Origin of the sequence: Streptomyces thermolilacinus SPC6 (assembly GCF_000478605.2) — a bacterium.
In the GTDB taxonomy this organism is placed as follows: domain Bacteria; phylum Actinomycetota; class Actinomycetes; order Streptomycetales; family Streptomycetaceae; genus Streptomyces; species Streptomyces thermolilacinus.
Map to the genome: position 1 here is coordinate 5,830,909 of NZ_ASHX02000001.1, position 22,683 is coordinate 5,853,591.

22 protein-coding genes are annotated in these 22,683 nt (G+C 74.9%); 5 read left to right on the forward strand and 17 right to left on the reverse strand.

The features are described from left to right. Positions 1-83: 83 nt before the first annotated feature. The 3 genes from bioD to bioB are packed head-to-tail and all read right to left on the reverse strand — an operon-like array spanning position 84 to position 3,358. On the reverse strand, positions 84-803 hold the full coding sequence (gene bioD, locus J116_RS25330) for a dethiobiotin synthase (protein WP_023589876.1): 720 nt from the start codon (positions 801-803) through the stop codon (positions 84-86). A gap of 1 nt (position 804) precedes the next feature. Next, complete coding sequence (locus J116_RS25335; protein ID WP_028964505.1) at positions 805-2,100, reverse strand: adenosylmethionine--8-amino-7-oxononanoate transaminase; 1,296 nt, start codon at positions 2,098-2,100, stop codon at positions 805-807. Further along, complete coding sequence (bioB, locus tag J116_RS25340; RefSeq protein WP_023589878.1) at positions 2,093-3,358, reverse strand: biotin synthase BioB; 1,266 nt, start codon at positions 3,356-3,358, stop codon at positions 2,093-2,095. Before bioB ends, J116_RS25335 begins: the two co-directional genes overlap by 8 nt. A 142-nt stretch (positions 3,359-3,500) precedes the next feature. Between bioB and J116_RS25345 the strand changes: the two genes are divergently transcribed. Then, positions 3,501-4,673 carry an 8-amino-7-oxononanoate synthase gene (locus tag J116_RS25345; RefSeq protein WP_023589879.1) on the forward strand — a complete coding sequence of 391 codons (1,173 nt, stop codon included), beginning with the start codon at positions 3,501-3,503 and terminating at the stop codon, positions 4,671-4,673. A 239-nt stretch (positions 4,674-4,912) separates the two neighbouring features. Further along, a complete protein-coding gene (locus tag J116_RS25350; protein ID WP_023589880.1) occupies positions 4,913-5,344 on the forward strand; it encodes an ATP-binding protein in 432 nt (143 codons plus the stop codon). A gap of 49 nt (positions 5,345-5,393) precedes the next feature. Here the strand turns inward: J116_RS25350 and J116_RS25355 are convergent, their stop codons facing one another. The 3 genes from J116_RS25355 to J116_RS25365 all read right to left on the reverse strand — a co-directional run bounded on the left by J116_RS25355 (position 5,394) and on the right by J116_RS25365 (position 7,320). Then, positions 5,394-5,846: a C40 family peptidase gene (locus J116_RS25355; protein WP_028964507.1), complete on the reverse strand. Its 453-nt coding sequence runs from the start codon at positions 5,844-5,846 to the stop codon at positions 5,394-5,396. Between the two features lie 554 nt (positions 5,847-6,400). Beyond that, positions 6,401-6,709: a hypothetical protein gene (locus J116_RS25360; RefSeq protein ID WP_028964508.1), complete on the reverse strand. Its 309-nt coding sequence runs from the start codon at positions 6,707-6,709 to the stop codon at positions 6,401-6,403. Between the two features lie 2 nt (positions 6,710-6,711). Continuing rightward, positions 6,712-7,320 (reverse strand): ATP-dependent Clp protease proteolytic subunit, encoded by a 609-nt coding sequence (locus tag J116_RS25365; RefSeq protein WP_023589883.1) that lies wholly within the window; start codon positions 7,318-7,320, stop codon positions 6,712-6,714. Between the two features lie 59 nt (positions 7,321-7,379). Between J116_RS25365 and J116_RS25370 the strand changes: the two genes are divergently transcribed. Continuing rightward, positions 7,380-7,655: a type II toxin-antitoxin system Phd/YefM family antitoxin gene (locus J116_RS25370; protein WP_023589884.1), complete on the forward strand. Its 276-nt coding sequence runs from the start codon at positions 7,380-7,382 to the stop codon at positions 7,653-7,655. A 204-nt stretch (positions 7,656-7,859) separates the two neighbouring features. Here J116_RS25370 and J116_RS25375 read toward each other — a convergent pair whose 3' ends face one another. After that, a complete protein-coding gene (locus J116_RS25375; protein ID WP_023589885.1) occupies positions 7,860-8,615 on the reverse strand; it encodes a lysophospholipid acyltransferase family protein in 756 nt (251 codons plus the stop codon). A gap of 33 nt (positions 8,616-8,648) precedes the next feature. Here J116_RS25375 and J116_RS31315 point away from each other — a divergent pair, with 33 nt between their 5' ends. After that, positions 8,649-8,777 carry a hypothetical protein gene (locus J116_RS31315; protein ID WP_023589886.1) on the forward strand — a complete coding sequence of 43 codons (129 nt, stop codon included), beginning with the start codon at positions 8,649-8,651 and terminating at the stop codon, positions 8,775-8,777. Between the two features lie 51 nt (positions 8,778-8,828). After that, a complete protein-coding gene (locus J116_RS25380; protein WP_023589887.1) occupies positions 8,829-9,716 on the forward strand; it encodes a ribonuclease BN in 888 nt (295 codons plus the stop codon). Between the two features lie 3 nt (positions 9,717-9,719). On the opposite strand, the gene J116_RS25385 is transcribed toward J116_RS25380, so the two are convergent. The 10 genes from J116_RS25385 to J116_RS25420 form a co-directional block, all read right to left on the reverse strand. Beyond that, positions 9,720-12,362 carry a SpoIIE family protein phosphatase gene (locus J116_RS25385; RefSeq protein ID WP_051203614.1) on the reverse strand — a complete coding sequence of 881 codons (2,643 nt, stop codon included), beginning with the start codon at positions 12,360-12,362 and terminating at the stop codon, positions 9,720-9,722. Between the two features lie 97 nt (positions 12,363-12,459). After that, positions 12,460-13,836, reverse strand: coding sequence for a lanthionine synthetase LanC family protein (locus J116_RS25390; RefSeq protein WP_235617384.1), 1,377 nt, complete (start codon positions 13,834-13,836; stop codon positions 12,460-12,462). A gap of 189 nt (positions 13,837-14,025) precedes the next feature. Further along, entirely contained in the window at positions 14,026-14,184 is a 159-nt protein-coding gene (locus J116_RS30200) for a hypothetical protein (protein WP_023589889.1), read from the reverse strand. Positions 14,185-14,227: 43 nt separating this feature from the next. Continuing rightward, positions 14,228-16,945, reverse strand: a complete 2,718-nt coding sequence (locus J116_RS25395; protein WP_023589890.1) for a lantibiotic dehydratase — start codon at positions 16,943-16,945, stop codon at positions 14,228-14,230. A 1-nt stretch (position 16,946) separates the two neighbouring features. Continuing rightward, a complete protein-coding gene (locus J116_RS25400; RefSeq protein ID WP_023589891.1) occupies positions 16,947-17,903 on the reverse strand; it encodes a thiopeptide-type bacteriocin biosynthesis protein in 957 nt (318 codons plus the stop codon). A gap of 402 nt (positions 17,904-18,305) precedes the next feature. Then, on the reverse strand, positions 18,306-19,136 hold the full coding sequence (locus J116_RS25405) for a pectate lyase (RefSeq protein ID WP_023589892.1): 831 nt from the start codon (positions 19,134-19,136) through the stop codon (positions 18,306-18,308). 124 nt (positions 19,137-19,260) lie between these two features. Beyond that, a complete protein-coding gene (locus tag J116_RS30205) occupies positions 19,261-19,419 on the reverse strand; it encodes a hypothetical protein (protein WP_023589893.1) in 159 nt (52 codons plus the stop codon). Positions 19,420-19,550: 131 nt separating this feature from the next. After that, positions 19,551-20,504, reverse strand: a complete 954-nt coding sequence (locus J116_RS25410) for a cytochrome c oxidase assembly protein (RefSeq protein ID WP_023589894.1) — start codon at positions 20,502-20,504, stop codon at positions 19,551-19,553. Between the two features lie 137 nt (positions 20,505-20,641). Then, positions 20,642-21,667, reverse strand: a complete 1,026-nt coding sequence (locus J116_RS25415) for a 6-phosphofructokinase (protein ID WP_023589895.1) — start codon at positions 21,665-21,667, stop codon at positions 20,642-20,644. A gap of 281 nt (positions 21,668-21,948) precedes the next feature. Continuing rightward, complete coding sequence (locus J116_RS25420) at positions 21,949-22,677, reverse strand: type 1 glutamine amidotransferase (protein ID WP_023589896.1); 729 nt, start codon at positions 22,675-22,677, stop codon at positions 21,949-21,951. Positions 22,678-22,683 lie beyond the last annotated feature (6 nt).

Genomic DNA, 22,683 nt, shown 5'->3' on the forward strand with positions numbered 1-22,683 from the left:
CCCGCCGCACACATGTCCACAAAACCACCACCAGCGGACGGCCGCTCCGCACCGCCCACCAGCAGAGGGGCGAAACGAGCGGCTCAGGCCCCCGCCGCCCGGGCGAACGCCGCCGCGTCCCACGTCCCGCCCAGCTCGGGCGCCAGCCACGCGGGCGCAGCCGCCCGGAACGCCTCGGGCGACAGCCCGCCCGCGCCCTCCGGGACCGCGCCCAGCAGCGGGGCGCCAGTCGAGGCCGGGAGGTCGGCCAGGTTGCACCGCTCGGCCAGCCCCGGCGCCTCGGGCCAGCTGCCCACGACCACGCCCAGCTGCGCCAGGCCACGCGCGCGCAGCGCCTCACCCGTCAGCGCCGCCAGGTTCAGCGTGCCCAGCCCCGCCGCGGCGACCACCAGCACCGGCGCGCCCAGCAGCCGCGCGGCGTCGGCCAGGGTGCCGCCGTCCGGGTCGTAGCGGACCAGCAGCCCGCCCGCGCCCTCGACCAGCACCAGGTCGTGCTCGGCGGCCAGCTTCTCCGCCTCCTCCGCCACCGCCGCCGGCCGTACGGGTGCCATCCCGGCCCGCCGGGCGGCCGTCTCCGGCGCCAGCGGCTCCGGGAACCGCGCCAGTTCACGCCCGGTCACCCCCGGCCCCGCGAGCCGTACGACCTCGTCCGCGTCGCCCCGCTCACCCGGCCCGACACCCGTCTGCGCGGGCTTCAGCACGGCCACCGAGCGGCCCCCGGCCCGCGCGGCCGAGGCGACGGCCGCCGTGACGACCGTCTTGCCGATCTCCGTACCGGTACCGCTCACCACCACGACCGGCATGTCAGCCCTCCCTCGCGGCCGCGCACACCGCACGGCAGATCCGCGCCACGTCGTCGTCGCCCGTGACGTACGGCGGCATCACGTACACCAGGTCCCGGAACGGCCGCAGCCACACGCCCTCGCGGACCGCCGCCGCCGTGGCCGCCGCGATGTCCACCGGGTGGTCCAGCTGGACCACGCCGATCGCGCCGAGCACCCGCACGTCCTTCACGCCCGGCAGCCCGCGCGCCGCCCGCAGGCCCTCGCGCAGACCGGCATCGATGCGCTTGACCTCGCGCGCCCAGTCCTGCGACAGCAGCAGGTCGATCGAGGCGCAGGCCACGGCGGAGGCCAGCGGGTTGCCCATGAACGTCGGCCCGTGGGCCAGCACCGGCACCTCGCCCCGCGAGATGCCCTCGGCGACCCGCGTGGTGCACAGTGTCGCCGCCATCGACAGATAACCGCCGGTCAGCGCCTTGCCGAGGCACATCACATCGGGCGCGACGCCCGCGTGGTCCGCCGCGAACAGCTCACCGGTCCGGCCGAAGCCCGTCGCGATCTCGTCGAACACCAGCAGCACGCCGTGCTCGTCGCACGCCTCCCGCAGGACCCGCAGGTACGCGGGGGAATGGAAGCGCATGCCGCCCGCGCCCTGCACGACCGGCTCCACGATCACGGCGGCCAGCTCGTCGGCGTGCCGGGCGACCAGCTCGCGCAGTTCGCGCGCGTACTCCTCCTCGTACGCCTCCGGGGGCGCCGGGGCGAAGACCTGCCGCGGCAGCACGCCGGTCCACAGGTCGTGCATCCCGCCCTCGGGATCGCACACCGACATCGGCTGCCAGGTGTCCCCGTGGTAGCCGCCGCGCCAGGTCAGCAGCCGCCGCTTGGCGGGGCGGCCGACCGAACGCCAGTACTGGAGGCACATCTTCACGGCGACCTCGACGGACACCGAGCCCGAGTCGCTGAGGAACACATGCCGCAGCGGCGCCGGGGTGATCTCCACCAGCCGGGCCGCCAGCCGCACGGCGGGCTCGTGGGTGAGCCCGCCGAACATCACATGGCTCATCCGGTCCAGCTGGCCGCGCACGGCCTCGTTGAGCACCGGGTGGTTGTAGCCGTGCACGGCCGACCACCAGGACGACATGCCGTCCACCAGCTCCGTGCGGCCCTCGGCCGGTTCGGCGAGGCGCAGCCGCACCCCGGCGGCCGACTCCACCACGAGCGGGTCGGCCCGGCCGGGCATCGGACCGTACGGGTGCCAGACGTGTTCCCGGTCCAGCGCGAGCAACTCGCCGGGGGTGTAACGCGGCTCAGGCATTGGGCGCGAGGTCCGTACCGGCGCCCCGGCGGCGTACGGCCACCAGGTCCGGCCGGGCACCTGGAACGGCCACATCCGCCTCGGCCGCGGCGCCGGCACCGGCCGCCGCACCGGCCTCGGACGGCGCGTCACCCTCGGCCACCGCACCGGCCGCCACGGGCTCACCGGCACCGGCCGCCGAGCCGCACACGCCACCGGAACCGGACTCCGGCCCGCAGCCGCCGCCCGTCCCGCAGCCACCGGCCGCCGCGTCCACGCGGTGCTCCGGCAGCGTCGTCGTACCGGCGCCCTCCACCTCGAACCCGGCGTCCGCGATCATCTCCAGATCCGCCTTGCCCGCCTGGCCCTCACTGGTCAGGTAGTCGCCCAGGAAGATGGAGTTGGCCAGGTGCAGCGCCAGCGGCTGGAGCGTCCGCAGGTGCACCTCGCGGCCGCCCGCGAGCCGGACCTCCACGTCGGGGCAGACGAACCGGACCATCGCCAGGATGCGCAGCGCCCGCTGCGGGGTGAGGTTCCACTCCTTGGCGAGCGGCGTGCCCTCGAAGGGGATGAGGAAGTTGACCGGCACCGAGTCCGGGTCGAGCTCGCGCAGCGCGAACACGACGTCCACCAGGTCCTCGTCGCTCTCACCCATGCCCGCGATCAGGCCCGAGCAAGCCGACAGGCCCGCCTCGTGAGCCTTGCGGACCGTGTCGACGCGGTCCTCGTACGTGTGGGTGGTGGTGATCTCCCCGTACGTCGCCTCGGACGTGTTGAGGTTGTGGTTGTACGCGTCGGCGCCCGCCGAGCGCAGCCGCTCCGCCTGCCCGTCCGAGAGCAGCCCGAGGCACGCGCACACCTCGACGCCCTCGTTGTCCTCCTTGATCGCCTCGATCGTCTTCGAGACCCGGTCCACGTCCCGGTCCGTCGGACCCCGGCCGCTGGCGACGAGGCACACTCGCTTGGCACCGCCCGCGATGCCCGCGGCGGCCGCCTTCGAGGCGTCCTCCGGCTTCAGCCAGGTGTACTTGAGGATGTCGGCCTTCGAACCGAGCCGCTGCGAGCAGTACGAGCAGTCCTCGGGGCACAGCCCCGACTTCAGGTTCACCAGGTAGTTGAGCTTCACGCGCCGCCCGAACCAGTGGCGTCGCACCTTCCCCGCCGCCGCCACCACGTCCAGCAGCTCGTCGTCGGAAGTCGCCAGAACGGCGAGCGCCTCTTCACGGGTCGGCAGCTCCCGCCGCAGCCCCTTGTCCACCAGCGTGTTCAACAGGTCCATGGCGCTGATCCTGACGTACGGCACACCCCCTGGCCAAGGAGGAACTCGACAACGAGGGCAGCCGGGGGTGTGTGGATGACCACACTCTGACCACGCCCCTTCTTCGTTAGGGTCTGTGCGCTGCCTACAAAGGGGACCAGACATGCCCAAGGACGCGCCCGGCGACGCCGTGCCCGCGGCCCCGTTCGACTGGACCGACGCCGAGGCGCGCCGCCGCGCCGCCGCCGGGCTCGTCCGCACGCTGCGCCCCCGCCCCGCCGACGCGGACCTGCTGGACCTGGCGAGCAACGACTACCTGGGCCTCACCCGCCGCCCGGAGGTCACCGGGGCGGCGGCCGACGCGGCCCGCCGCTGGGGCGCCGGGTCCACCGGCTCACGGCTCGTCACCGGTACGACCGCCCTCCACGCCGAACTGGAGCGGGAACTCGCCGACTTCTGCGGCTTCGAGGCGGCCCTCGTCTTCTCGTCGGGGTACGCCGCCAACCTGGCCGTGCTGACCGCGCTCACCGCCCACGGCTCGCTCATCGTCTCCGACGCGGGCAACCACGCGTCGATCGTGGACGGCTGCCGCCTGTCGCGCGCCGAGACCGCCGTCGTCCCGCACGCCGACCCGGAGGCCGTACGCAAGACCCTCGGCGCCCACCCCGGGCGGCGGGCGCTCGTCGTCAGCGACTCGGTGTTCTCCGTGGACGGGGACGCCGCCCCGCTGGAGGCGCACGCCGCGGCCTGCCGGGAACACGGCGCCGCGCTCGTCGTGGACGACGCGCACGGCCTGGGCGTGCTGGGCGACGGCGGCCGGGGCGCCCTCCACGCGGCCGGCCTCGCCGGTGCGCCCGACGTGGTCGCCACGGCGACGCTCTCCAAGTCCCTCGGCAGCCAGGGCGGCGCCGTCCTCGGCCCCGCCCGGGTGGTGGAGCACCTGGTGAACGCCGCCCGGACGTTCATCTTCGACACGGGTCTCGCCCCGGCCGCCGCGGGCGCCGCCCTGGCGAGCCTGCGCCTGCTGCGCCGCGAACCGGACCTCGCGGGACGCGCCCGCACGGTGGCGGCGACGCTGCACGCCCGGCTGACCGCCGCGGGGCTCGCCGCCGTACGGCCGGACGCGGCGGTCGTGTCGGTGCGGGCGCCGTCACCGGACGAGGCCCTCCAGTGGGCGGCGGACTGCCGCGCCGAGGGCGTGGCCGTCGGCTGCTTCCGGCCGCCGTCGGTGCCGGACGGCGTGTCGCGGCTGCGGCTCACCGCCCGCGCGGACCTCACCGGACAGCAGATCGACCGGGCCGTGGCCACGATCCTGCGCACCGCGCCGCCTTGCTGAGTCCGCCGCCCTGACTCCCCGCCCGTCGCGCCGCCCCGGCGGTACGGGGCGGCTCCCGAAACCGCTCGCCCATCGCAGCGTTCACCACATCGGGCGACGGGCGGCCGCCTATCCCGGCGGAGGGGTCCCGTAAGCGCGACATGAGTGGCAGTCTGGCGCGAAGCACAGTCCGGGACCGTTTGACCGGCAATCCACGGCATGTCGGAGTCCGGCCCCGGTGGGAAAGGGACAGCGTCGCCATGGCAGACCATCAGGAAGCGTCCGTCACCCTGCCGAGCGATCCCGCCTCGGTCTCCACCGCCCGGCGGTACGTCACCGACGTGCTGGCCGAGTGGGGTCTCCCCGGCGGCAGCGACACGGCTGAAACGATCCGGCTGATCGTCTCGGAACTCGCCACCAACGCGGTCCAGCACACCTTCGGCCAGTCGCCCGACTTCACCGTCGACCTGCGGCTCGAACGGCACGAGCGGCTGCGCGTCGGCGTCACCGACAGTCATCCGCGCCGGCCGAAGCGGCTGCCCGCGGCCGTGCAGCAGGACAACGGCCGCGGCATGGCCATCGTCCGCTGGCTGGCCGCCGAGTGCGGCGGCCGCCTGAGGGTGACGCCGACCGACGACGGCGGAAAGACCGTGTGGGCCGAGCTGCCCTGGACCGCGCCGGCCGAGCCATGACCCGCACCGGCGCCACCCGTGACGACCGGCCGACGGGGCTGACGAGAGGTCAGCGCACCCGGCCGTAGGAGACGGACCCGGTCCAGATGCGGTCGAGCTTCACCCACGAGCCGGTCTTCGGGGAGTGCCAGATCCGGTTGTTCCCCGCGTAGATCCCGACGTGGTAGACGCCGCCGCGGCCGTGGAAGAAGACCAGGTCGCCCTTGCGCCGGTCCGACTTCGCCACCCGGCGCGTCTTGTTGTACTGACCCTGCGCCGTGCGCGGCAGCTTCTTCCCCGCGCGCTTGTACGAGTAGAGCGTCAGCCCCGAGCAGTCGAAGCGGTACGGGCCCGCGGCCCCCCACTGGTACGGAGCGCCCTTCTTCGACGCCGCCACCTTCAGCGCCTTGCCGGCGGCGGCCGGAGCGGCGTGCGCCTCGGGCGCGGCGCCGGGTGTGACGAGCGTTCCGCCCACGGCGAGCAGCGTGAGGGCGGACAGGGCCCGGGCGATCCGGGCCGTCATCGGATGGGTGGGGGAGGGCGGTACCGGGACCTGATTCTGCGTCGCGGACATGCAGTACCCTTCGTCAACCCGCCTGTGAAGGATTGCCTGTCGGGTTCGGACAGGACGAAGATGCCCGGCCGCTGACGCGGCTTCACCCCAAGGGGGGACCGGGCCGCACCGTGTGCGGGGCCGCCCCGTACTGCTCGGGTCCTCCACTCCTGCCGATCCACTCGTGCGACCGGTCGTCCGGACGGCGGCAGGACTCGGCGTCCGTCCGGACCGCCCCGCCGGGGTGGCGGGGGCTTGTCGTCGTGACGGATCTTTCCCGCACCGCCCCGCGATCGGGGGTTGCGACGGGGCGGTGTGAGTCTCGTCACGCTTGCTCCGAACGGGTGGACAGCGGTGTTTCCCGGCTGGCTGGCCGCATGTGGCTGAGCCTCGTACCTGCGGCGTCGCGGCCGGAGACCGCCCGGCGCCTACCGCCGTTCCGCAACTCGTCCCGTAAGAAGTTCGTCCGTTCGTCTCAGCCGAACGGTCCAGCGGCCGTCCCCCGCACGGGTCTGCGAAACCCGTCAGGGCGACGCGTCGTGAGGCACCGTCACCCGCAGGGCGCGCCGCTCACCGTCCAGCGCGCGCAGCGCACGCGCCAGGGTCTCCGCGTGGACCTCGCGTTCGCCCCGCTCGTGCATCAGTGTCAGGGCGTCGCGCAGCGCGGCCGCCCGGCCGACGAGCGCCTGCGCGGCCCGCAGTGCGCCGTACGTGTGCGTGGCGCGGGCCGGGTTGAGGCGTCCCAGCAGGTCGACGGCCTCCAGGAACGCGTCGATGTAGGCGCCCTCCGCGCGGGTGAGGGCCGGCAGCGGCGGGGGTTCCGGAGGGCGCACGGTCACCCCTCCCGGGTGCGGAGCACATGATCCACCAGGCCGTGCTCCCGTGCGCCGGGCGCGTCGAGGAACAGGTCCCGGTCGAGGTCGGCGGCCACCCGCTCCCGGTCCCGCCCGGTGTGCCGGGCCAGCAGGCCGACGACCATCTCGTGCTGGCGTGTCAGTTCCCGGGCCTGGAGGTCCAGGTCGGTGGGCTGGCCGCGCAGCGGGTCGGCGAGCTCGGGCTGCCGGAGCTGCACGCGGGCGCCGGGCAGGGCGGCGCGCTTGCCGGGCGTCCCGGCGGCGAGCAGTACCGCGGCGGTGGACACGGCCTGGCCGACGCAGGTGGTGGCCACGTCGCAGGAGATCAGCTGCATGGCGTCGTAGATCGCGGTCATCGCGTCCACCTCGCCGCCGGGCGAGTTGATGTACAGGGCGATGTCCTGGTCCGGCGCCGCGTACTCCAGGTGGACGAGCTGGGCCACCACGTCGTTGGCGGCGGTCGCGTCCACGGGGGTGCCGAGCAGGACGATCCGCGCCTCGAGGAGCTTGGAGTACGGGTCGAGGGTGCGGGTGCCCCAGCTGGTGCGCTCGGTGAACTCGGGGAGGACGTAGCGGGCGTGCGGGGTCATGAGGGGATGCCTCCATCCGTAAAAAATGTACAGGATGTACAGACCGCTAAAATGGGAGCATGGCCTACGAGATTCCGGTGACGCAAGCCCGGGCAGAGCTCGCCGATCTGATCAACCGCGTCGTCTACGGCGGGGAGCGCGTCGTCGTGACCCGCCACGGGAAGCCGCTGGTGGCGCTCGTCTCCGCCGCTGACCTGGAGAGACTCGAATCCGCCGAGGAGGCGGCCGACGAGCGGGCGGTCGGCTCCGTGTCCGAGCTGCGCGACGCGCCGTCCGCTCCCCGCGAACAACGCCGGTTCGGCATCGCGGCCGAGCACCGCCCCTACGGCGACTGACGCACCCCGCGTCATCTTCCGGGCGACGGGCGACGGGCGACTGGGCGACAGCGCGGACCCCCGCCACGTCGCGGCGGGCGGACCCCGTTCACGTGTCGGCGACCGGCGAACCCGCACCGCGCGGCCGTGAACGCCGCGTGCCCCCGTCCGGGTGGGGGCGGAGGCACGGGGGTCCGGGTGTACGGCTCGGGCGGGTGCCGGCCGTCAGGCGCGGGCGCGCCGCCGGGGCAGGAGCCGCCGCAGGCCGCGCGGGCGGTCGGGGGCCGGGGGAGTCTCGGGCTCCGCCGGGGCCGCCGCCTTCACGGCCGCCGCGTACTCGTCCACGTACTCCTGGCCCGACAGGTCGAGGATGCGGTACATGATCTCGTCCGTCACGGCGCGGACGACGGCCTTCTCGTTCTCCATCCCTGCGAAGCGGGAGAAGTCCAGCGGCTCCCCGAACCGGACCGTGACCCGCCTGATCCTCGGCACGACCTTGCCGGGCGGCTGGATCTCGAAGGTGCCCACCATCGCGCACGGCACCACCGGCACGCCGGCCTTCAGCGCCATCACCGCGACCCCCACCTTGCCCTTGTACAGCCGCCCGTCGTGCGAGCGGGTGCCCTCCGGATAGATGCCGAGCAGCTCACCGCGCGACAGCACCTGAAGGCCCTCGCGGATCGCGGCCTGCCCGGCCTCCTTGCCGGACCGGTCCACCGGGATCTGCCCGGCGCTGCGGAAGAAGGCGGCGGTCAGCCGCCCCTTGAGGCCTGGCCCGGTGAAGTACTCCTGCTTCGCCAGGAACGTGATGCGCCGCTTCAGCACGGCCGGCATCAGGAAGTGGTCCGAGAACGACAGGTGGTTGCCCGCCACGATGGCCGCACCCGTCTCCGGGATGTGCTCGAGCCCCTCGGTCCTCGGCCGGAAGAGCAGCCGCAGCAGCGGTCCGAGGAGCACATGCTTGAGCAGGTAATAGAACACGGACGGGCTCCCTACGCTGCCGGTTCGGCCTCTGTGGCGCTGATCCTCGTGAAAGGGGATCAGGTCATTGTCGCGCACGGGCCGGACGGCATCCGCGTGGCGCCGCCCGCCGGTCATACGGCGGGGGTCTTTTCGGACCGCGCGGTGCTGTCGATCGGGTAGTGGTCGGTGGGTCGGCGGCCCGGAGCGGTGCCGCCGGGGTATGCGGTTCCTATGTGGTGGTTCCACCGGATGCACGGCTCGTTCCGCGTCTCGGCGCTCGGGCGCGGATACCGGCGCGGCAAGGACCTGGAGCTGATGCACCGGGCGATGGGCTTCGCCGCGCTCGGCCTGCTGACCCTCGTACCCCTGCTCATCGTGGTCGCAGCCGCCGACCCCGCGGGCGGGGCGGGTTTCGCGCAGTGGCTCGCGGAGGGCCTCGGCGTGTCCCAGGCGTCGCGTGACGAGGTGGAACGGCTGTTCGCGGCGCCCGCCTCGGCCCTGGAGTCCACCACCGGTTTCGGCCTCGCCGCGCTCGCCGCGTTCGGGGTGACCTTCGGCGGGGTCGTACAGACCGGGTACGAGAAGGTGTGGGAGATCCCCCCGGCCCGCTGGCACACGATGTGGCGGCACCTCGTCTGGCTCGCCGCACTGATCGGCTACCTGCTCCTGTCGTCCCATGTCGCCGCGCCGCCCGCCGGCGCGGGCGACCTGACCTGGCGGGTGGCCGCCGCCGTGGCCAGCGCCCTGGTGTTCTTCTGGTGGTCGCAGCGGCTGCTGCTCGGCGGCCGGGTGCCGTGGGTCGCCCTGCTGCCGGGCGCGGTGTCCACGGTGATCGGGCTGGCCGGGCTGTGGGTCTTCTCGCACCTCGTGTTCTCGCCGCTGATCGCCTCCAACGCGGTGGCGTACGGCCCGGTCGGCACCGTGCTGGTCATCCAATCGTGGCTGGTGGGCGTGGGGTTCGTCGTGTTCGGCGGCGCGCTCGTCGGCCGGCTGCTGTACGAGGAGCGCTGGCACATCGGCCGCGTCGTGCGGCGGACTCTCCGGCGGGCCGTGCGGCGCCCGGGGAAGCGATCCCCGGGCGGACTGCCAGGGCCCGTACCCCGCCGCCCGGCGAGGTGACCCTCAGGCAGGCGGCCTGGGGCGTACCGCGAGGATGGCGATGTCGTCGTCGCTGTCGGCGCCCAGCCCGATCAGCAGCTCGTCGCAGAGCACGTTGAGCGGTTCGCGCGCCAGAGCCGCGACGTGCCGGCTCAGCCGCTCCATGGCGTCGTCCAGCGACTCGTCGCGGCGCTCGATCAGCCCGTCCGTGTAGAACAGCACCGTCGCGTTCGCCGGGACCGCGTCGTTGGCCCGGGGGCGGCGCATGTCCGGGTCAAGCCCGAGAAGCACGCCCGACCCGGCCTCCAGGAAACGGGTGTGGCCGTCATCCGTCGTCAGCAGAGGCGGCAGATGCCCGGCCGAGGAGTGCACCAGCTCCCACGGGCCCTCCTCCGGGCCCTTGATCAGACCGTAGATGCAGGTCGCCGTGGCCTCGTGGTACAGGGTGTGGTTCGCCATGTCGAGGCGCCGCAGCACCGTCTCCGGCGGCTCCTGGCGGTCCACGGCGATGCCGCGCAGCATGCTCCGCAGCTGGCTCATGGCGATCGCCGCGTCCAGGTTGTGCCCCGTCACATCGCCGATGACCAGCGCCGTGTCGCCGCTCGGCAGGACGAAGCTGTCGTACCAGTCGCCGCCGACCTGAGCCGTCTTGGACGATGCGGCGTACCGGGCCGCCAGTTCCAGATGGGGGACCTCGGGCAGTACGGGCAGCAGCGACCGCTGGAGCCGCTCGGCGATGTTCCGGGTCTCCTGGTACAGACGCGCGTTGTCCACGCCCAGGGCCAGGGCGCGGCCCAGGTCGTCGACGAGCGGCAGGTCCTCCTCCGTGAGCGGACGCTCCCGGTCCGTACGGGCCACGGTCAGCGCGCCGATGATCTCGCGCCGGGCCCGCAGGGGGGCGACGACGGCGCTGTCCGCGCCCAGCCGTTCGAACAGCTCCAGGTAGTGGGCGTCCAGCGGGCTCGCGGTGTCGTCGGCCGGCGGCGCCTCGGTGAGCAGCAGCGGGCCGGCGCCGCTGAGCGCCCGGGCGAGCGGGCCGCGCGACGCTTCGGTGAGCGGCGGCAGCGTCCCCTCGAAGTCCTCCACCCACAGCGCGCCGGGGTCGCGGTGGACCACGCACGCCCGGTCGACGAGCGCGTCCTCCGTGAACAGGTCCACCGCGCACCAGTCGGCGAGACGCCGGGTGAGAATCCGGCCGACCCGCTGGAGGCCGTCGTCCAGGTCCGGGGCGTTGCTCATCGCCGCGCCGGTCTCGGCGAGGAGCGACAGCCGCTCCAGCGCCGGGAGCACCGCCTCACCCCGTCGGCCGCCCCCGCGGTCCGCGGTGGCCCGGGCCGTCGGTGGAGCCGCGGCGTGCTCCTGCTGGCCCGCGGGGCGCCTGCCCGGGCGGCGCGCGGCGGGTCCCGGAGCGGCGGCGCGGGGCGAGAGCTGGGCGACGAACACCGTACGGCCGTCCGCCGTCTCCTGCGTCTGGATGAACAGCCGTACCGGGACCAGCCGCCCGTCGCGGTTCAGCGCGGGCAGCGGGACCGAGCGGCCCAGGATGCGCGGCTGTCCGCTGAGCAGGAGGGACGTGAACGCCGTGATGTGCCGCCCGCGCAGGTGTTCCGGGATGAGCGTGGTCAGGCGACGCCCGACGAGGTCGTCCGCGTGCCAGCCCAACAGGTCGGCGGCCGGGCCGTTCACGGCGATGATCCGGTTCTGCTCGTCGGCGGCGATCGTCGCGACCCTGCTGGCCTGGACGTGCCCGGGGTCCCACGGCACCAGTTCGGCGGGCCCGGCGCCCGGCTCGCGGGGCACCACGGTCCACGCGGTGGGGTGCGTGCCGGCGAGCTGGCCGGTGATCTCGCCGAACAGCCAGGTGTGGAAGACCCGGCTGCGGGGCAGCGCGGGCAGCGTCAGCAGGCGCTCCTCCCTCGCGGCCCGCTCCGCCACGTCCAGGACGTGGCTCAGGGTCTCCACCGCCGGTGCCGCGTCGGACGGCATCGCCAGGGCCAGGGACCGGATCTCCCCCTCGGCGGGCTCGTTTCGCAGCGCCGCGATGACACAGGCGCTGATCACATTGCTGATGTCGTGGGCCGTGACGAGATCCGGCGGCGGTACGAGGTGCTCCCCGGCGGCCGCGGCCAGTGCCAGCTCCCGCAGCAGGACGTGCCGGTGCTGCTGCGACGCCGAGTACAGCGCGCCGGGTACGTCCACGAGGGTCACCGTCTCCGCCGACTCGGCGGGCGGCGCGGGCTGCTGCCACGCCGACGGGTGCCCGGTCCCGTCGGGCCACAGCTCGAACCACACCGTCTTGGCGTCCGCGCCCGTGTCCACGCCGTGCCGGGACGCCAGCAGGTCCACGAGCGCCAGCCCCTGTCCCGTACCGGCGTACGCGGGGCAGTCCTGCGGGACCAACGCCCGCGAGGGCCTACCGTCCTGGACCGCGACCCGGACCCGGCCGTCGGCCACCCGGACGGACACCTCGACCTCGGTGCCGGCGTGCAGCACCGCGTTGGTCACCAGCTCGCTGACGAGGAGCTCCGCGGTGTCCAGCAGGCCGGGCGCGACGTCCGGTGCGGCATCGCCGAGGGCGGCCCGCACGAACCGCCGGGCCCGCGCGACGCTCTCCGTGCCCGGAGGGAACCGCCGTGACCAGGTCTCCGGGGCAGTGGGGTCGCCCATGACCTCAGTCTGCACCAGCGCGCCCGCCCTCGCGGCTCGCCCGCTCCGGCCCGTGGCAGACGGGTGAGGGCTTGCCACGGCGACGTACCCTCGCCGCCTAGCGGAGGCCCAGGCACGGCAGCCACGACCGGGAAGCGCCGTGCGCGGCGGTGAGGAGCGCGGCCAGCGCGCCGGGCGCGCCCGTCAGCAGATCGGCCGACCAGCGGGCGGTCGTACCGGAGCCGGACGGTTCTGCCGTGGACCCGACCGCGTCCGGACCGTCCGGCTCAAGGGCCGCCGCCACCGCGTCGTGGCCCGCCGCCAGCGCATCCGGGAGGCGGGCCCCCAGCAGTGTGGTGAGGCGCTCCCGCAGGCCCGTCGCGCCCGCGTGTCCGGCGTGCCGGGCGAACGCGTCGGCCACCACCAGCACGCCCGCCGCCCCGTGGCACAGGCCCAGCAGGTCGGCGGGCCCGTCGCCGTACAGGTGGAACCCCTCGTCGTACCGTTCGGCCAGCCGCGTGAACACCGCGGCCGCCCGGTCGGCCGCCGCGGTGTCCCCGAGCGCGTCCGCCGCGTCCCACAGAGCCCACGCCACGCCCGGCGCGCCGTAGCACCACGCCTGCCGGGGCGCGGCGTCGCCCGGCGGGGTCCGCCCGTCGAGCCCGGCGCCCGGCCAGGTGCGCACCCCCCGCCCGTCCTCGTACTCCTGCCGCTCCAGCCACACCACGACCCGGCGCAGCGCGTCCGCGGCCTCGTCGCCCCCGTGCCGGACGGCGGCGGTGAGCGCGGCGGCCACCCCGGCCGCGCCATGGCCCATGCCGGTGTTGACGCGTCCCTGGAGCCACGCCAGGTGCGGATGGCCGTCGTAACCGTCGGTGCGCAGCCGCCGCAGGTCGTCGCTGTCGCACAGGGCGGTGAGCCGGTCGCGGTACGGAGTGAGGTGGCCCGGCTCAGGACGCGCGCCGACGCAGTGCGCGAGGAGGCCGCCCGAGGGGCCGATGATCAGGTCGTAGTCGGCCAGCCGCACCCCTTCGCGGCGGCGCTCGCGTGTCGCCGCCGCGGCGACCAGGCGGTCCCTCAACCGGTCGGCGACCTGGTGGAGGCTCGGGTGGAGGGTGGCGCCGAGGCGCAGGCCGACGAGCGTGCCGGCGAGGCCGCCGTCGTACAGCCCGGTGTGGCCGCGGCCGCGCCCGGCACCGCGCGCCCAGACGGCCACCGCGTGGGCGGCGGCACGGGCGGCCTCCGGTGCGCCGACGCTCGCCACTGTGTGGGCCAGCACGGGGATGCCCGGGTCCGACGGGTGCGGTGCGCTGCCGTGACCGTCCGGCGCGGCCGCCCAGGCGGTCAGGCACCGGACGGCGAGGCCGAGCGCGGCGCGCGGTTCGCGCGGGGTGTGCGGTTCGCGCGGGGTGTGTGCCGTGTCCGGAGCGTCGTCGGGCGCTTCGTCGGGGGCTGCGGCGGGGGTGCGCACGGGGTGTTCGGGAGGGTGCTGCACGGTGCCTCCTCGGGTCGCGGGGCCGGCCGGGTGGTTCGTCGCGCGGAAGGGCCGGTACGGCTTTGTGCCGTCGGGCGCGGTCGGCCGCGTCGGCGCCCGGCCGCCGGACGGGGCGGGCAGGGCGGCGGGGCCGTGGCGTGGCGGAGCCGCCCGGTGGCCGGCCGGGCGGCTCCTGTGGTGCGGGTCCGGTCACGCGCAGATGACGACCGTCGCGCAGACGATGATCGTGCAGAGGCCGCTGCAGCCCGCCGTGTACGCCTGCGCGTCGGGCAGCTCCGTCTCGGTGATGCGCGTGTCGAGGTCGTCGATCAGGCTGTCGAGGTCGGTGAGTTCGAGGGTCTGGGGCATGGTGGGCCCGCCTTTCGTGTCGTCGGTGCTTTCCTCTGTCTCCTCATGAGGTGTTGACCGTCCCCGACGGCCGCCGCCCACGCGGGACGGCCGGGCCGGGGACGCCTGTGGGCGCCTCGCCGGGCAGCAGCGTCGCCGCGGCCTGCGCGGCGAGCTCCTCCGGGCGGGCGCGGTGGGGGAGGCGCAGCAGGACCTGGGCGGCGACCGGCGCCCCGCCGTGCAGCGGGTCGCGCACGGTCAGGCCGTCCGGTCCCGGCAGCATCTCCTCGGCATACAGTTCGCCGCCCGCGCGCTGGGCGCACAGCCGCTCGACCAGCGGGACGGCGGTCACGGAGTCCAGGTCGGCAGGGACGGGCTTCGCCCCGGTGGCGGTGCGCAGGAACACATGGCGCGGCATCCCCGCCGAGCGTCGCAGCACCGCCAGCGCGCGCACCTTCGCCAGGGCGCCGTCGCGCGGATGCCACAGCCGGGCACGGTCCAGCCGCCAGGTCGCCGGGGCCACCACGAGCGCGCCGCCCGCCACCGTCAGCCGGGGCAGCCGCGCACACCCGGGCAGCGCCGCCTCCAGGCCGTCCAGCCGCACCACCCGCCGGGTCGCCGGGAGGCCCGCCGAGAGCAGCAGCCGCAGCAGCACGTCGTACGGCGGTGCGGGGCTGCGCGTCGCGTGGTGGACCGGCACGATCCGCCGCCCGTCCGCCTCCGCGACCAGCTGCCCGTCCCGCACCCGCACGGTGATCCGGTCCAGCGGCAGGTACCGCGCCTCACCGCCGCCAGGGCCGTAGTACGGCGTCGGGTCCGGGTCGCCGGTCCACCAGGAGGTGACGACCGGGCGCCGTACGGCGTTGGCGGCGCGCTCCGCGAGGGGCGGCACCAGCAGTTCCACGAACCGCACCCCCGTGCGCCGCTCCAGCTCCGCGAGGAACGCCCGGTACGCGTCGGCCGCCCCGTACCCGCCGTCCAGCGCCCGCATCCCGTCCGCGAACCGGGCGTCCAGCACCCCGGCGGGGGACGCCGTCTCCAGCACGGCGGCCGGGCCGCCCGTATCGCCGCTCAATGGGCGCAGCAGGCAGTCGAACGGCCAGAGAGGCAGAGCCCCGTCGGCGGGCGGCGCGCCGAACTCGTCCAGCAGCCCGTCGTCCAGGTCCACCCGCTCCTCGCCCGCACGGGCGGCGAGGTGGCCGAGCAGCGCGGCGTAGCCGGTGCCGGGTGCGTCGGAGCCGCGAGGGCAGGAACCCGGGCCACCGGCGGAGGGCCAGCCCGCGTACCCCTGGCGCACCACGGGCGCCGGTCCTTCGGCGGGGGCGAGCCGATCGGCGAGGATCTCGCTCACGGGCCTGGGCTCCGGCCCGATCCGCCACGGTACGTCCGCGGGCCGCTCCACCACCGCGTCCCGCAGGGCGGCGATCCGCGCGGCGACCCGCACGCCGTCGTGCACGCGGTCGGCGGCCCTGGCCCCCACGACCGTGTCGGCCCGCCGGTACACGTCCACGAACCACGCACCCGCCGGCTCCACCGCCCGCGCCGCGCCGCCGTGCGCCGCCGCTGTCTGCGCGAGCCTTGCGCCGCCGCCGTCCGCCGCCGTCCGCGCGAGCCCCGCCCCGCCGCCGCCCGCCGCCTCCAGCGGGCGCGGCAGGTCACCACCCGGCGGGGACCACGCCCCGTACCGCTGCCTGGGCGCCGCGCACACCTGGAGCACCCCCGTCCCGGCCAGGTGCCGCAGGAACCCCCGCAGCACCGCCGGGTCGGTCGGCCGCATGCCCGCAGCCCCGGAGAGCAGCGCAATCTCCACGTCCCCCAGCGCCGCGGGACCGTCCGCCAGCAGCGCCAGCACCCGGGCCAGCGCCCCCGTGCGCCGCAGGACGACCTGGCGCAGCCGCCCCGGATCGCGCGGCTCCACCACCCAGCAGCGCAGCACCGCCGTACCGTCGGCCGGGTCACCCGCCGTGAAGTGCAGCGGCGCGGGCGCCAGCAGCGTCGAGGGCGGCGCGTCCAGCAGGTCCACGGGCCCGTTCCCTGCCCGTACGACGTGGACGTTCTCGACCTCGCCGAGGGCGACGGCCCCCAGGGCGGCCCGCCCGGCCAGGAGCGTCACGGCGCCGTCCGCGCAGCCGACCGGGGCGACGGCGACATGGCCCGCCCAGCCCCGGGGCGTGGTCTTCGCGGCCATCCGGCCCAGCACGCGCCACAGGTACGCGGACCGTTTCCGCAGCTGCTTGCCCTGCCAGGAGGCACCTTCGTCCAGCCTGCGGGCCACGTCCGCCACGACGCCGGGCGCCGTCTCCGCCAGGAACGCCCGCAGCACCGCGTCGTTCCGGGCGGCCTCCCACACGCGGGCGCCCACCCGCGACTGCTCCGCCCCGACCGCCTCCTCCAGCCGCCGCGCCTCCTCCCGCGCCTCCCGCGCGTCCTCCACCAGCGCCCGCGCCTCGCCCCGCAGCGCCCCGGCCGCCGGCTGGGCCGGTACGGCGGCCAGCAGCGCGCAGTCCTCCGGGCCGGGCGCCTCCCCGGCGTGCAACCGCCGCCGCAGCGCCAGTACGGCGCCCCGCTCGGCCGCCGGGAGCCGGTCGTCCGGCACCACGTCGGTGCCGATCCGCTCGGCCAGCGCCCGCGCGCGGGCCGCCAGTCGCTCGACAGTCCCGGCGTGCCGCGCCACCCGGTCGAACAGCGCGGGATCGCCCGCCGCCGTCCACGCGGCGCACGGCATGCCCGCGACCCGCAGCAGCGCCAGGGCGCCGATCGTGTCGGCCGTTTCGGCGGTCATGTCAGGCCCTCCCGTCGTCGGCGAGCGCCTCGGTGAGCAGCCCCTGCCGGGCCACGGAGAAGCGCCCCCGGTTCCAGTGGAAGATCACCCAGTGCGCGGCGGCCCTGCGAGGTCCGATCCGCGCCTCCCCGGACTCGAAGTAGCCCGTCCGCCACTCCTCCGCCGCCTTGCGCAGGGCGTCCCGGTGCGCGGTCACCCGCGCCCGCCACGCCGTGGGCAGCGCGTCGAGCCGGACCTGGTCCGGCAGCTCCCAGTACGCCCGGACCCCTTCCGCGGCCCGCTCCCGGTCGGCTCCGCGCAGCCCGCCCGCGAGCCGTCGGCCTGTCTCCTCCCGTACCGCCTGCCACACTCCGCGGTGCTCCCAGCCGACGATCCCGAGGCCGTCCAGCACCGCCCGCAGCAGCGTCAGCGACAGCCGCCAGTCGGCGGGCGGGCGCGTCCCCGTGTGGTGATCCAGCCAGGCCCGCGAGTCCGCCGTGTGCAGCCGGTGCGCGTACTCCATGGAGCGCGCCCCGCCGAACAGGTACGTCTCCGGCTCGTACACGGCCGGCACCGGCGCCGCCCAGCCGCCCGGCGCCGTGCCGAGCAGCCGTACGAGCTCCTCGCGGAGCGCGGCGGCACCGGAGGGCTCGGTCGCGTGGAAGCGGACGCGCAGCCCCGGCGGCTTGTGGACGAAGAAGAAGTCGTCGGCCGCGCCCGACCCGGTCAGTTCACGGGCCGTGTCGGCGAGCCGCCGGTACAGGGCGGGCCAGGCGCGGGCCCCGTCGGGAGCGACGTTGACCTGCGTCCAGCCGCTGTCGGGGCGCCGCTCGTCGCGCAGGGCGCGCAGTCCGGCGGCGAGGAAGGTGCGGCGGGCCGCCGCGTAGGCGTCGCCGTCGGGCACCAGCGGCAGGGCGCCGGGGGGTTCGTTGCGCGCGTCGTGCAGGCAGTCCGCGAGCAGACGCTCGACCTGGAGCATGCGGCCTCCTCTTGCGACAGCCGGCGGACGGTTCCGTCGGAATCGGACGGTCCGACAACTGTGTGTCCATGTCACGGTCCGCCGAAAGCATGAGGAGAAGTAGTCATATGATCGATGGGAGTGCGCTGGCGTGCCGCTGCCGCACCCGGGCCCCGCACCGCGCGCCGGAGCCCGCACAGCCTTCCCGGGGGCCGGTCGCGCCGGAGCCGCACGGCGCCCCGGGTCTCCCCGAGCCTCTTGCCGGAGCCCACAGCCTTCCCGGACTCTCCACACGGGCCTCTACGCCGGAGCCCGCGCGGCCCTGTGGTCCCCGGCGTGCGACCGGGGCCACGGCGGTGATCGCCGTGGCCCCGGGTGCTCAGCGGGCGCCGCCCGGTGCGGGTCGGCAGCCGGACCGGACCGTCACTTGTAGGTGATGTCCGACGCGGCGTAGCGGCAGTGGGTGCCGTCGGGGCCGCTGCCCAGCGTGCGCGGCTCCTTGCCCTTGTTGTTGCCCTCGTACCGGACACACGGCTGGATCTTCCGCTTCGCGTCGCCGTGGACGCGGATGTTGCGCAGCGAGGCCGTGTCGCCGTAGTTGGCGTTGACGCCGACCAGCTGCTTGCCCGGGACGGTCACGTCGACGTCGTTGACGATGATCGTCCGCTTGTACTGCGTGGAGCAGTTGCCGCAGCTGCGCACCAGCTTGCCGAAGTCCGACAGCTGGAACTTGGTGATCACCAGCTTGCCCGCGCCGTTGAACTGGAAGACCTTGTCGGACGCCTTGCGGGCACCACCGCCGTGGACGGTGTAGACCGCCGACGCGGACTTGCCCTTGAATGAGGCGGCGTCCTCGCCGACGTCCTCCCACCAGACGTTCTGCAGCGTGCAGCTGCCCAGGCAGTGGACGCCGTCGGCGGCCGGGGAGCCGATGACGACGTTCTGCAGGACCGCGCCGTCCTTGAGCGTGAACATCGGCGCCTGTCCCTCGCCCTGCCCGCCGTCGCCCAGGGCGCCGGTGCCGTAGAAGCGCTGGAGCTTGCCGTCGTACGTGCCGGACACCTCGATGGTCTTGGCGACCGGCTTGCTGCCCTTCGCCGCCGGCCACGCGGAGGCCGCGCCGGCGGGGGCGAGCATGCCGCTGCCGACCAGCGCGGCACCGGTGAGGCCGAGGGCGGCGAGCCCGCCGACGACGGTGCGGCGACGGGTGAGGCGGCGGCGGTGCCGCGCCCGCGGCTGTGTCTCTGAACTCATGTGAATCCTCGGATGGGGGCCACTTGCACCCGGCAGTCGCCGCCACCACCGGAAGGGTTGCCGCCCCGAGGAGATTTCTTCCCGGGAGATCCCGCGCGGAGCACTCCACCGCGAGGAACCGGGTTCAGCTGTCGCCGGCCGCCACCAGTCCCAGCGTGACCAGGCCGAGCACGATCCAGGCGAACCACAGCCAGCCGTTGCTTCCCAGGGCCACCGTGTACGCCGTCGTCAGGACCAGCGCACCGAGCGTGACCATCCCCATGGTCTTCGTGGAACCGGACATCGCGCCTCCTCCGGAGCCGACCCGCGGGCCTCGCCCTGCCATGGTCGCCCCACTGGAGGGCGCTGCGCTACCGGCGTGCGCGCCCGGCGTGCGCCACGCGACTCTCACGCCACCCGCACGCCCCCGGCGCGCTACCGGCTGCCGCGCGCCTGGAGCGAGGCCAGGTACGCGTTGTACGCCTCCAGCTCCTTGTCGCCGTCCCGGTCCGCGGCCCGGTCCGAGCGCTTCGCCGCCCGCTGCTCGGAGTGGTACCACTGGTACAGCAGCGCGACCAGCACCACCACGGACGGGATCTCGCTGAACGCCCAGGCGATGCCGCCCGCCGCGTTCTGGTCGGCGAGGGCGTCGATGCCGAGCGACGCCGGCGGGTGCGCGTACGTGCCGACCATCGGCTCCGACGCCATCATCAGCGCGATCCCGAAGAACGCGTGGAACGGCATGCCCGCGAACAGCTCCAGCATCCGCATCACATAGCCGGGCCGGTGCGGACCCGGGTCCACGCCCATGATCGGCCAGAAGAACACCAGGCCGACCGCGAGGAAGTGCACCATCATCGCGATGTGGCCCGTCGTGGAGCCCATCAGGAAGTCGAACAGGGGCGTGAAGTACAGCGCGTACAGGCTCGCGATGAACATCGGGATGGTGAACGCCGGGTGCGTGATCACCCGCATGTACCGGCTGTGCAGCAGCATCAGCAGCAGCTCGCGAGGCCCCTTGGCGCCCCGGCCCGCCACCGGCAGTGCCCGCAGCGCCAGCGTCACCGGCGCGCCGAGCAGCAGCAGGATCGGCGACAGCATGCTGATCACCATGTGCTGGACCATGTGGACGCTGAACATGACCATGCCGTAGTCGTTCAGGCCCGTGCACATCACCAGCGCCACCGTCAGCACGCCGATGGTGAAGAACACCGTGCGGCCCACCGGCCAGGCGTCACCGCGCCGCCGCAGCCGTACGACCCCCCAGCCGTACAGCGCCAGCGCGAGCAGACAGCCCACCAGGAAGAACGTGTCCGGCGAGAACGCGAGCCCCCGCCCCAGCGTGAACGGCGGCAGGTCCATCATCGTGCCGTGTCCGCTGTGATCCATCCGGCGGCTCCTGATTCATGCTGGGTTGTCCGCTTGCCGCACCAGACTAGAACCGCCCCCGGCCGCGTCGGCGACCGGGGGCGGGTTCGGCGCGCCCGCGCGGCGCGCCCGGGGCGACCAGGAAAGCGCAGGCGGCCCTAGAGGACCGTCTCGGCCTCCGTGTACCGGTCCGCGGGGACGGTCTTGAGGGTCTGCGTGGCCTCGGCGAGCGGCACCATGACGATGTCCGTGCCGCGCAGCGCGGTCAGCATGCCGAACTCGCCGCGGTGCGCGGCCTCCACCGCGTGCCAGCCGAACCGGGTCGCGAGGACACGGTCGTACGCGGTCGGGGTGCCGCCGCGCTGGACGTGGCCGAGGATCACCGCGCGGGCCTCCTTGCCGAGCCGCTTCTCCAGCTCCCCGGCGAGCTGCTGGGCCACGCCCGCGAACCGCTCGTGCCCGTAGATGTCCTTGCCGCCCTCGTTGAACGCCATGGTGCCCGCGCGCGGCTTGGCGCCCTCCGCGACCACGACGATCGCGAACTTCTTGCCCGCCGCGAACCGCGCGCCGACCCGGGCGGTCAGCTCGTCGATGTCGAACGGCCGCTCCGGTACGACGATCGCGTGCGCGCCGGCCGCCATGCCGGAGTGCAGCGCGATCCAGCCCGTGTGCCGGCCCATGACCTCCACGATCAGGACGCGCTGGTGCGACTCGGCGGTCGTCTTCAGCCGGTCCAGCGCCTCCGTGGCGACGCCGACGGCCGTGTCGAAACCGAACGTCACATCCGTCGACGCGATGTCGTTGTCGATCGTCTTCGGCACGCCGACTATCGGCAGGCCCGCCTCGGACAGCAGGTTCGCCGCCTTCAGCGTGCCCTCGCCGCCGATCGGGATGATCGCGTCCAGACCCAGCTCGGCGACGTGGCCCCGGGCCCGCTCGACGCCGTCCACCAGGTGCGCGGGCTGCACCCGCGACGAGCCGAGGATCGTGCCGCCCTGGGCGAGGATGCCGCCGACCGAGTCGAGGTCCAGCTTGCGGTAGTCGCACTCCAGGAGGCCCTTCCACCCGTCGTGGAAGCCGATGACCTCGTCACCGTGGTCGACGACGGCGCGGTGCACGACGGAACGGATGACGGCGTTCAGACCGGGGCAGTCGCCTCCGGAGGTGAGCACACCAATGCGCATAGCCCGAAATACCTTTGCAACGTGGGCCGACTCCCGGACCACGTCGTCCGGTCTGGATCACCCGTAACCCTACCGGCGGAGGGGGCCGCCAACGAACCGGACGTCCGGCCTGTGGACACTTCGGAGGAACCGACGAGGAACCGGGCCGAAACGCCCAGACGAGCGGCCGGACACGCGAATGTGCGGCGGGACGCGGGAAGCGCGCCGGGCACGGCGAAGGGGCGGCCGCGGGGTCCGTTCACACGGGCCCCGCGGCCGCCCCTCCCGGCGTGCGCCGTGGCTCAGGCGGGCTGGCTGGCCGCCGCGATCCGCTCGGCGCGCAGCGCCTCGTACCACCGGTCGTCCGTCGGCGGCAGCGCGTTCACGTCGAGGGCCAGCTTCAGCAGCAGGTCCGCGATCTGCGGGTTGCGCGCCATGACCGGGCCGTGCATGTACGTGCCGAAGACCGTCTCGTTGTACGCGCCCTCGGTGCCGTCGCCGGTGCCGTTGCCCTTGCCGAACACGGTCCGGGCGAACGGACGCGCCGTCGGCCCCAGGTGCGTGACGCCCTGGTGGTTCTCGAAGCCCGTCAGCTGCGGCAGGCCGAGGCGCGGGTCGATGTCCGCGAGCACGTCGCCGACGCACCGCTCGCCCTCGCCGCGCGTGGAGATCACGTCGATCAGGCCGAGGCCCGGCTCCCGCTCGCCCAGGTCGTTGATGAACTCGTGGCCGAGGATCTGGTACCCGGCGCAGACCGAGAAGATGATCGCGCCGTTCTCCGCCGCCCGGTTCAGACCGCCGTCCCGGCGCAGCCGCTCGGCGGCCAGCCGCTGCGGCCGGTCCTCGCCGCCGCCGATCAGGTAGATGTCGCCGGAGGTGGGGATCGGCTGGTCGCTGCGCACGTCCACGCGCTGCACGTCCAGGCCGCGCTGGCGGGCGCGGCGCTCGACGACGAGGACGTTGCCCTGGTCTCCGTAGGTGCTGAGCAGGTCGGGGTAGACCCACACCAGACGCAGACTGCTGTCGCTCATGCTCTT